Below are 9958 nucleotides of genomic sequence, written 5' to 3'. Positions count from 1 at the left end.
TTGGCGAAATGATGGCTGGTTCCAGCCTTCCTCCGATTGCACTTGCATTCCTCATCGCGATGGTCGTCCGTATCGCACAAGGTTCTGCGACTGTGTCAATGGTCACGGCAGCAGGATTAATGAGCCCTCTGATTTCAACATTGGGCATGGAAGGCCCTGTCCTCGGATTGATGGTTATCGCCATCGCATCCGGTGCGACTGTATTTTCACATGTCAATGACAGCGGATTCTGGCTTGTTAACCGTTACTTCGGTTTAGACGTGAAAGATACGCTGAAATCATGGACTGTAATGGAAACACTCATTGGATTCGTCGGATTCGCGGTCGCGTTTATCTTGGGTATTTTTATCTCGTAAAGGTTTCATACTAAATACATGGAAAGGAAGGGCAGTGATGCTTCTTCCTTTTCTCTATTTCTTCACTGGCGGGGTGACTTTTCTTCATCCCCATTTTATACTGGTCACAGCAAAGATTGTCTCTACTTAGGAGGAATGAACATGTCACATATGATAGGCGTGGATATCGGAACAACCAGTACGAAAGCTGTACTTTTTAATGAAAAAGGGGAAGCCGTCTGCCGTCATGGAGTGGAATATCCCTTACATACACCTGCCCCGGGAACAGCGGAGCAGGATCCTGAAGAAATTTTCCGTGCAGTCATAAAAGCGATTAAGGAAGTGACGCTGCAAACGAAAGAAAACATTTCGTTCGTTTCATTTAGTTCTGCGATGCACAGCCTGATCCTGGTCGATGAGAATGACCAGCCGCTGACGGGATCGATTACGTGGGCTGATAACCGGAGTGCTGACTGGGCGGTCAAAATCAAGAAGGATCACAATGGAATGGAGATTTATCGCAGAACGGGAACACCGATTCATCCGATGTCCCCGCTTGTGAAATTGGCTTGGCTCAATGCTGAACACACTGAATTATTTGCAAAAGCAAAGAAATTCATTTCCATTAAAGAATTTATTTTTCACCGCTTATTCGGCGAATATGTGGTCGACTATTCAATCGCTTCAGCTACCGGAATGTTTAATTTGGAAAATCTCGATTGGGATGAAGAAGCGTTAAAGGTAGCCGGTGTTACAGGCGATCAATTGTCAAAGCCTGTTTCAACGACCGAAAGCTTAACCGGCTTAAAAGCTGAATACACTGAAATGCTGGGCTTGCCTGCAGAAACTCCTTTTATCGTCGGTGCAAGTGATGGAGTTCTTTCCAATCTTGGGGTGAACGCGATCGAACCGGGAGTGGTGGCTGTCACAATTGGAACAAGCGGAGCAATCCGCGCCGTGACTGATCGGCCAGTAACCGATCCGAAAGGGCGTATCTTCTGTTATGCGCTGACAGATAAGCATTGGGTCATCGGCGGACCGGTGAATAATGGAGGAATGATCTTCAGATGGGTACGCGATGAACTGGCTTCTGCGGAAGTGGAAGTGGCGAAACGATTAGGGAAAGACCCTTATGAAGTGCTGACAGACATCGCCGGAAAAGTCGAACCGGGATCGGAAGGCCTGATATTCCACCCGTACATGGCAGGAGAAAGAGCACCACTTTGGAATGCAAAAGCCCGCGGATCGTTCTTCGGCCTCGGCATGCATCATAAGAAAGAGCATATGATCCGGGCCGTGCTGGAAGGAATCGTGATGAACTTATACAGCGTCCTGCTTGCTTTAGAAGAGCTGATTGGTTCACCTGCGCGCGTCCAGGCGACAGGAGGATTTGCACGTTCAGAACTGTGGCGCCAGATGCTAGCGGATATCTTCGATCAAGAAGTCGAAGTACCTGAAAGCTTCGAAAGCTCTTGTCTCGGAGCGGTTGTACTGGGGATGTATGGACAGGGAACGCTGGACTCACTTGAAGAAGTGAAGAAGATGGTCGGTTCTGTTCACTCACACCAGCCTGACGAGAAAGCGACTGAAGCATACCGCAGATTGATGCCGATATTCATCCGTCTGCCAAGACTGCTCGAAAGTGAATATGATGTGATCAGTGCGTATCAGGAAGAGAGAAGCCGGCTGTAGAGCCGGCTTCTCTTAATGACGTTTAAATTAGAGAGGCAACCAAAACGGTCATGACCGGATTAATTCCAACACATAGCCAACTTTCGACTGTTTCATGTATAATGAAATGGACAACCAACATGTAAAAGTAATCAATTTTATATACTGAAAGAGAGTGAAACAAAATGGGACGTAAGTGGAACAACATTAAAGAAAAGAAAGCGTCTAAGGACGCCAATACGAGCAGGATTTATGCAAAATTCGGGCGTGAAATCTATGTGGCCGCAAAATCGGGCGAGCCTGATCCCGAATTGAATCAAACGCTCAAATTTGTTTTGGAACGTGCGAAAACATATAATGTGCCAAAGCACATAATCGACCGGGCGATTGAGAAAGCGAAGGGCGGTTCTGAAGAAAATTACGATGAGCTGAGATACGAAGGCTTCGGGCCGAATGGATCGATGGTTATCGTGGACGCCCTGACTAACAACGTAAACCGCACAGCATCAGAAGTAAGGGCTGCTTTCGGTAAAAACGGCGGCAACATGGGTGTGAGCGGTTCAGTTGCATATATGTTCGATGCTACGGCCGTTATCGGTGTAGAAGGTAAATCAGAAGAGGAAGTACTTGAGATTTTGATGGAAGCAGATGTGGATGCTCGTGATATCCTTGAAGAAGATGATGCCGTGATTGTATACACCGAACCTGATCAATTCCATGCTGTGCAGGAAGCGTTCAAGAGTGCAGGTGTGGAAGAATTTACGGTTGCTGAACTGACGATGCTTGCGCAAAATGACGTGGAGCTTCCTGAAGATGCACAAGCCCAATTTGAAAAAATGATCGATGCCATCGAAGATCTTGAAGATGTCCAGCAGGTGTACCATAACGTCGACTTAGGCGAATAAATACAACAGCAGTGAAAAGCGTATTGCATAACTAAGCAGTATTCAGATACTGTGGAGAGAATCCGAAAATACAGGGTAAATAACATATGCAGCAGCATATGAATAAGAATATAATTAGCACGAAAAAAGGTTGGGGTCGAAATTAAAATGACCCCAACCTTTTTTAATGTGTGCTATTCGGAAAAACACTTCTGCAACTAGTAATTATCAAAAGTTATCGTTACCTTTTTTCTTTACTGCCATCCAAACCTCACTATATACATTTTCTGATGTACCGTTGTATTTTGTGAAAGAAATTCCAGGTAGGTCTACTGGTTCATAATCTGATGAAGGCAGCCATTCAGAATAAATTTTTGCGGTCGTTTCCTGAAGTGTAGAAGGAAATGGTCCATGGTTAGGGAAGATTGCCCATAAATTTTCTTCAATAGTAATTTGCTCTAAATTTTCGAATGGATTTTCTTTTGCAGTTGCAAAACCTATCATATGTGTTAAAGATCCTTTTTCTTCTAAGAAACCATCATCAAAATCATAAGATACATTCAACACTTGGTGAGGATATAAATCCGCTAATTGATGCATTTGAGTTCTTTGTTGTTCTGTAATGGTCTTGGCCAGTTCTATGATGGCGTTGTTTTCACCTTCGAATTGAATTGGCACTCTTTTCGTTACACCAACTATATTAAACATCTCTTTCTTTTCAATTTTGAATTCCATTGAAATTCCTCCTTTTATATCAATAAAGAATGAAAACTTGGGAAATGATTTTTGAATTTTGTTTTTGATTACTTCTGAAGGCAAATATCCACTCCATTCACGAAAAGCTCTTGAAAATCCTTCAATGGATTGATAACCATATTTGTAGGCAATATCTGTCACTTTTGCTCCGTTGGCCAGTTCAACATTTGCCACCGATAATCTCCTGTTTTTGATATACTCATTCAATGACATCCCAGCCATATACGAAAACATTCTTTTGAAATGATAATCAGATAGTCCTGCAATTTTTGATATATCCTTTCCAGAGATTTCTTCCGTTAAGTGGGTTTCAATATAATCCATTAAACGATTGAATTCTTGTAACATTCATTTCCCTCCTCCACAAATACATACTATCGATAAAATTCATCATTTACTCGATCATTTATATACGGAATTTATCGGAATGCATTTCCACTTTATCGAGCTGCAACTTTTCACATCATTTTATTAAAACGATATCATCCTATTCACTGCTTAAAATAACCTCTAATGAACATTTGAATCAGCATCCTAATGAGCACGACGACAACCACCATTGGCACGACGTTATTTAAACTTCTCAACAAAAACGCAACGATACGCTTTTTTTTCTTTCTGACTGACTGCTGTTAGTAAACGATGCCTTGTTAAGAATCTTAAATGGATGAGTGAGGAATGCAAGTGTCTGCAGCCGAAAGGAACGGTTCAGATTATTCCCGTAAACAACAAATCGACCATGCGATTATCAACCTGCATGAATTAAAGTCGCACTTGTCATACTAAATAATGGAGGTGGTACAGGTGGACAAAGAAAAAAGAAAAAGTGAATTGAATTTCGATACACCCATCAATCCGGAATATCAAAGCTTTAAAGGTCAAGAGGATGAACGCTATACTTCGGTGGAATTCAAGGAATCCTTCCATGGTGAATCAGTCGATGAACTGAGAGCGATTGAAGAAGGAAATGTATATTTTGCAGGGAAAGAAATCGGTCAGCAAAACGAAAATGGATAAGGAGGAAATGTGATGAATAAAGGAGAATACCCGGTAGCACAACTTTCAGATGAAACGTTGAACAAATTACAGCACATCGAAAGTGAGCTTCGCAAGCAAACCGATGAGGATATCGTGTTAATCGCCTATAAGAAAGAACAAGAGGCACATTAATCAAATAGAAGCAGGAAGGAGGCATTAATAGTGGATAAAGGAAAAAAAGAACTGCCTGACTTCAAACAGCTTGATGATCGGATCATCGCGGAACCTTCTCAAGGTCCATTCTTTGAAATAAAGACGAATCTGGACACGCCGGTCACGGATGATAATCCATATATCTCCTCAGAAACCAGCAATGAAGAAATCGAAAAGATCAAACGGTTTTTTGATGATGACTTGCACTGATTGAAGGCCTGATCTATAGGGATCAGGCCACTTTTATTATAGAGAATATTTACTCTTCAAGCGGACATTCCTTTTTCAACGGTCCCCTTATTGTTAAACTAGATAGGTAAGAGGTGATATTTTGAAAGTATTAATCATTATTTCACATCCCAGAACAAATTCACTGACGTTTTCGATTGCCAAACATTTTCAGGAGGGTTTGCTGGAAAAAGGGCATAAAGTGACGGTTCTCGATCTCTATCGGGAAGAATTTGACCCGGTACTTAAGGAAAGGGACGAGCCGGGGTGGGGAAATACGGTAAAGACCATGGCGACGCATATTGTTGAAAATGAACGGAAGAGGTTGAACCGTTTTGATGCCTATGTATTTATCTTTCCGATATGGTGGTATGGACTGCCGGCTATTTTAAAAGGGTATATAGATAGAGTCTTCTTTTTCCCTGCTCCCTCTAAAATCCGGGCTGATAAAGTACTGTGGCTGGGCCTGGCAGGTGATACTGAGCAGGAATTTACTTCAAGCGGACATGATAACGCGCTAAAACACCAATTAATTAATGGCATTTCAAAAAAAACGGGCATAATGAAACCGGAAGTAAGATTCTTTTTTGACACGAAGAACGAGGATAAAAAATTTGATTATGAAAAAACTATGGATAAAGCCTACAAGCTCGGTCTTTCTTTTTGAAAAACAGGAAAATGGTCATGGTCTGTTTAAAATAAATTTAAATAATTTCAGATGAATAAATATCGAGTAAAGCTTTATATATGTGTTTAAAATGGATATTTATTGTATAATTATTCATTCACATTCCTGTTTTTATAGACTGTGACTTTTATTTTTTCTGTGGTGTGTTATGATATTTCTTGGGTCTACATCGTAGAATGTTATTGCAGAAGAGATTTAATGTGTATAAAAAATACAAAAACTTGTATAAGGAGGTTGTTGCTTCGTGGGAGAACAATTGACTATGGCAACCTGGTTATGGTTAACCATACCGATGCCGCTATTGATTCTTTTATCAATTATCACATTTTTCACAGAAAAAACGAAGGAGTAGATAACAGACAATGGATATTAATATAGAAACGTTAACGTCGATCATCATTTATTTAGTAGGAATGTTAATCATTGGTTACATGGCAGCCAAATTGACAAGCAACTTATCTGACTATGTATTAGGGGGAAGACGCTTAGGTGCCGGAGTCGCAGCATTGAGTGCCGGTTCTTCTGATATGAGTGGTTGGTTGATGCTTGGTTTACCGGGTGCGGTATATGCAAGCGGAATGGGTTCAATCTGGCTGGCGATCGGGCTGGCTATAGGTGCATACTTGAACTGGCAATTCGTTGCAAAGCCATTCAGGGTATATACCGAAGTTGCAAACGACTCGATCACAGTACCTGATTTCTTTGAAAATCGTTTCCACGATAGAAGCAAAATTCTTCGAGTATTTTCTGCAATAATCATTCTCATTTTCTTCACTTTCTACACGTCATCAAGTTTAGTCGGTGGAGCTATATTATTGGAAGAATCCTTTAACATGGATTATCGCTTGGCACTATGGGTTGGTGCTGCAGTTATTCTTTCATACACATTCTTTGGCGGCTTCCTTGCAGCAAGCTGGACTGACTTTATCCAGGGGATTCTGATGTTCCTTGCATTAATCATCATCCCTGTTGTCGCGGTGTATGAGCTCGGGGGCTGGAGCGAAACAGTAAGTGCTGTCGGCGCAATCGATGCTTCTTATCTTGACATTTATACCGGTGCTACGTTTGTTGGTGTCGTTTCCCTGCTGGCATGGGGACTGGGATACTTTGGACAGCCTCATATCATTGTCCGATTTATGGGTATCAAATCAACGAAAGAGATTCCAAAAGCACGTTTGATTGGTATGACTTGGATGATTGTATCCCTTTTTGGAGCAATCTTTGTCGGATTTTCAGGAATCGCTTACTTTGCTGATGCACCTTTAGAAAATTCTGAAACAGTATTTATCATGTTCTCCCAAGTTCTATTTAACCCTTGGGTAGCCGGGTTCTTACTGGCGGCAATCCTTTCTGCCATCATGAGCACAGTGGATTCACAGCTGCTTGTTTCTTCAAGTGCACTGGCGCAGGATTTCTATAGTGCCATCTTCAGGAAAGATGCAAGCCAAAAAGAAGAGGTTCTTGTAGGACGAATTTCAGTTGTGGTCATAGCGGTCATTGCTATTTTCCTTGGATACGATCGTGATAGCAAAGTATTGGAACTCGTAAGTTATGCTTGGGCAGGATTCGGTGCTGCATTTGGACCGGTAGTTATCCTCAGCTTGTTCTGGAAGCGCATGACCAGAAATGGTGCACTTGCAGGTATGATTACGGGTGCTGCGACGGTTATCATCTGGAAACAGCTGACCGGAGGACTGTTTGATATCTATGAACTACTTCCAGGATTCATCTTTGCAACTCTTGCAATCGTGATCTTCAGTTTTGTCGGCAATGGGCCAACAAAAGAAATCCAGGAAGAATTCGATACAGTTCAAGCACGTCTAAAGGATTAAGTTCTATGTTAAAAGGACCCGATACTCGGTATCGGGTCCTTTTTTGCTATACGCGTTTAAAAATAGAGTACATAAATCACTACTACCAAAATAATGCGGTAAATCGCGAACGGGATCAATTTCACTTTATTGATCAATTTCAAGAAGAACTTAATTGATACAAGGGCGAAGATGAACGCGGAAATGAATCCTGCAACCATGAATGGAAGAGCATCCAACGTGAAATACTGCCAATTTTTCGCAAGTGACAGGACGCTTGCACCGAGCATGATCGGCACGGCCATGATAAATGTGAAATCAGCAGCCGTTCTGTGGTTCATTCCGAGCAGTACACCACCGGAGATGGTTGAGCCTGAACGGGAAAACCCCGGCCAAAGAGCCAGACATTGAATAAGCCCGACGATAAGAGCTTGTTTATGTATGATTCCATCAACTGTTTCGACCTTTGCTCCCTTGTATTTCATGCTTATGACATCTGCAATGATCATAAAGATCGCACCTGCGAATAAACCGATCAGGACCGTTTCAATCGAAAATAAATGCTCATCAATATAATCTTCGAACAATACACCAAGAACCCTCTCAGGAAGCAGACCGACAATCACGTGAGAAAGCTTTAGCTTATGCCCGGAAAATATTCCCGATGTTCCCCGGGACTTAAACTCCAGCATGTCAATGAAACGCTCTCTGAAGATGACGACCACTGCTAATATAGAACCAAGCTGGATGACAACATTAAATGTATTTGCTGTATATTTCCCTAAAAAATCCTGCGACTGCAGCCACAAATCATCTACAATGATCATATGACCAGTGGATGAAATCGGTGCGAATTCCGTCAGACCTTCTACAAGTCCTAAGATGACTGCTTTTAATAAAATAAAGATATCCATTGTTTTCTTCCTTGAAAAATAGAAATAGTTAAATTATATGAAGGAGGGGGTTTATAAGCCTGTCACTCGTGGTTTTAATGTGATTGGGATGAATCTCTGGAATCATAAGTGAAGCCCAATGAATAAGTTTCCCTTTCTGAAAAATAGAACTAAATGTTACTATAACTTCTTTTAGCAAGCTGTCCAGTGAATGGATGAAGATAGAAATTAATTAAAATAAGGGGGTAAGGATTGATTGCAGAGGGGGGTGTAATTTTTTTCAAAAACAATGTTCCTGGTGATTCTATAAACGGAGGGGATAAAGTGAAAAACGTATTAAGAGGTCATCATCTACTATGTACACACGGTTTCAAAGGGATGGGTTACAGCTCTGGATTTGTGAAAGTCATGACGGAAATTGTTGCAGATATCCGAAATGAAGGAGCAGACTTTCCGATTCAAATTGTACAAGGATTTGATGAAGCTTGTCAGGCTTGTCCACATAAAGGGGAGAGCAGATGTGTCAAAGGTGTCGATTCCCATGAACATGTCCTCTCAATGGATGAGCGGGTGATTGAACATTTATGCTTGCAGGCAGGTGAAACGTACATGAAATCAGATCTTGTCCAGAGAACAGCGGTTAAAGTGGAGCCGGATGACTTGGATCGATTGTGTGCTGGATGTTCCTGGCTTGAATACGGGGTGTGTAAAGAAGGAATCAGGGAGTTGAAAGAAATGATGGGAAGAAATGAGAGTTGAAGCACCGTGCACAACCCATAAAAATAACCGGGTATCAACTACCCGGCTTCAAATTTGATAAAACTCCCGTATCTTCTTCACCAATTCACTTAAGGAATCTTCATCTTCTATATTAACGAGCATACCTTTAATGACGATCGGACGGGTTTTGTCTTTCAGAATTTCTTCTTTGATCACTTCAAGGGAAACTCTGCCGTTCTCGTCGCGGGCTTTCTCGAGATGTTCTTCGAGCAGCCTCAGAAGTCCCTCTTCATTCAAAGACGTTGAGTCCATCGACTGCAGCAGCGGCTTCATTTTCTCAAAGGATAGGACAGGTTCATCTCCGCTTTTCAGGAGGCCGTGTACCAGATCATCAAGACGTTTAAGGATGAATACGGAGAGATACTTAAAATCCATCTCTATTTTATCAAGCATGACGACTTCGAGATAAGACTTTAGAATTCCTTGGATGATCAATGACAGGTCCCAGAAGTAAGGCTCTATCTCTTCACCATAAATGGAACTCAACCTGCGTTTGTAGAATTCATAGGTATGGACTTTCATTTCATAAAGCAGGGCATGAATGTCTTCATTGAAAGGCATCGCGTTTTCCCTGATCTGCATGATGATAAATTCTTTATGGTTCCAGACCTCCACAAGCTGATATTCCAGCTGTTTGCGGAACTTTTCATAAGGCGGCAAATCTTCTTTTTCGATAAGATCAATTTTTTCTCTGATCATCTTAAAATAGTATTTCATGATT

12 protein-coding genes are annotated in these 9958 nt (G+C 41.6%); 9 read left to right on the top strand and 3 right to left on the bottom strand.

The genetic code is table 11. The annotated features are described in order from the left end of the window. The 3 genes from HP456_RS15160 to HP456_RS15150 all read left to right on the top strand — a co-directional run. A partial coding sequence (locus HP456_RS15160) for a GntT/GntP/DsdX family permease (protein WP_216663303.1) occupies positions 1–356 on the top strand: 356 nt, incomplete at its 5' end. 150 nt (positions 357–506) lie between these two features. After that, positions 507–2027: a gluconokinase gene (gntK, locus tag HP456_RS15155; protein ID WP_172252561.1), complete on the top strand. Its 1521-nt coding sequence runs from the start codon at positions 507–509 to the stop codon at positions 2025–2027. Positions 2028–2191: 164 nt separating this feature from the next. After that, the gene (locus HP456_RS15150; protein WP_172252555.1) at positions 2192–2911 is read left to right on the top strand and encodes a YebC/PmpR family DNA-binding transcriptional regulator; all 720 of its coding nucleotides are present in this window, start codon (positions 2192–2194) and stop codon (positions 2909–2911) included. Positions 2912–3118: 207 nt separating this feature from the next. Here the strand turns inward: HP456_RS15150 and HP456_RS15145 are convergent, their stop codons facing one another. Next, on the bottom strand, positions 3119–3994 hold the full coding sequence (locus tag HP456_RS15145; protein WP_172252553.1) for an AraC family transcriptional regulator: 876 nt from the start codon (positions 3992–3994) through the stop codon (positions 3119–3121). A 456-nt stretch (positions 3995–4450) separates the two neighbouring features. Between HP456_RS15145 and HP456_RS15140 the strand changes: the two genes are divergently transcribed. From HP456_RS15140 to putP, 5 genes are all read left to right on the top strand, one after another. After that, positions 4451–4663, top strand: a complete 213-nt coding sequence (locus HP456_RS15140; protein WP_172252537.1) for a hypothetical protein — start codon at positions 4451–4453, stop codon at positions 4661–4663. Between the two features lie 12 nt (positions 4664–4675). After that, complete coding sequence (locus HP456_RS15135) at positions 4676–4816, top strand: hypothetical protein (RefSeq protein WP_172252551.1); 141 nt, start codon at positions 4676–4678, stop codon at positions 4814–4816. A gap of 30 nt (positions 4817–4846) precedes the next feature. Next, positions 4847–5047 (top strand): hypothetical protein, encoded by a 201-nt coding sequence (locus HP456_RS15130; RefSeq protein WP_312857770.1) that lies wholly within the window; start codon positions 4847–4849, stop codon positions 5045–5047. A 121-nt stretch (positions 5048–5168) separates the two neighbouring features. Then, positions 5169–5732 carry an NAD(P)H oxidoreductase gene (locus HP456_RS15125; protein WP_172252549.1) on the top strand — a complete coding sequence of 188 codons (564 nt, stop codon included), beginning with the start codon at positions 5169–5171 and terminating at the stop codon, positions 5730–5732. 383 nt (positions 5733–6115) lie between these two features. Then, positions 6116–7585 carry a sodium/proline symporter PutP gene (gene putP / locus HP456_RS15120; RefSeq protein WP_172252547.1) on the top strand — a complete coding sequence of 490 codons (1470 nt, stop codon included), beginning with the start codon at positions 6116–6118 and terminating at the stop codon, positions 7583–7585. Between the two features lie 56 nt (positions 7586–7641). On the opposite strand, the gene HP456_RS15115 is transcribed toward putP, so the two are convergent. Further along, complete coding sequence (locus tag HP456_RS15115) at positions 7642–8478, bottom strand: undecaprenyl-diphosphate phosphatase (RefSeq protein WP_172252545.1); 837 nt, start codon at positions 8476–8478, stop codon at positions 7642–7644. A gap of 357 nt (positions 8479–8835) precedes the next feature. On the opposite strand from HP456_RS15115, the gene HP456_RS15110 reads away from it, so the two are divergent. Continuing rightward, positions 8836–9216, top strand: a complete 381-nt coding sequence (locus tag HP456_RS15110; RefSeq protein WP_172252557.1) for a DUF1284 domain-containing protein — start codon at positions 8836–8838, stop codon at positions 9214–9216. Positions 9217–9264: 48 nt separating this feature from the next. On the opposite strand, the gene HP456_RS15105 is transcribed toward HP456_RS15110, so the two are convergent. Then, positions 9265–9958 (bottom strand): TetR/AcrR family transcriptional regulator (locus tag HP456_RS15105; RefSeq protein ID WP_172252543.1); only part of this gene is annotated, 694 nt, incomplete at its 5' end.

This window comes from Bacillus haikouensis (assembly GCF_013179555.1).
In the GTDB taxonomy this organism is placed as follows: domain Bacteria; phylum Bacillota; class Bacilli; order Bacillales; family Bacillaceae_B; genus Rossellomorea; species Rossellomorea haikouensis_A.
Note: the sequence above shows the minus strand (reverse complement) of the source record. Positions and strands in the feature narration are given on the sequence as shown.

Bases quoted from the DNA above. Each gene is read 5' to 3' on its own strand.
- HP456_RS15110 (WP_172252557.1), top strand. From the start codon at position 8,836: ATGGGTTACAGCTCTGGATTTGTGAAAGTCATGACGGAAATTGTTGCA.
- HP456_RS15145 (WP_172252553.1), bottom strand. From the start codon at position 3,994: ATGTTACAAGAATTCAATCGTTTAATGGATTATATTGAAACCCACTTA.
- HP456_RS15135 (WP_172252551.1), top strand. From the start codon at position 4,676: ATGAATAAAGGAGAATACCCGGTAGCACAACTTTCAGATGAAACGTTG.
- HP456_RS15115 (WP_172252545.1), bottom strand. From the start codon at position 8,478: ATGGATATCTTTATTTTATTAAAAGCAGTCATCTTAGGACTTGTAGAA.
- putP (WP_172252547.1), top strand. From the start codon at position 6,116: ATGGATATTAATATAGAAACGTTAACGTCGATCATCATTTATTTAGTA.
- HP456_RS15150 (WP_172252555.1), top strand. From the start codon at position 2,192: ATGGGACGTAAGTGGAACAACATTAAAGAAAAGAAAGCGTCTAAGGAC.
- gntK (WP_172252561.1), top strand. From the start codon at position 507: ATGATAGGCGTGGATATCGGAACAACCAGTACGAAAGCTGTACTTTTT.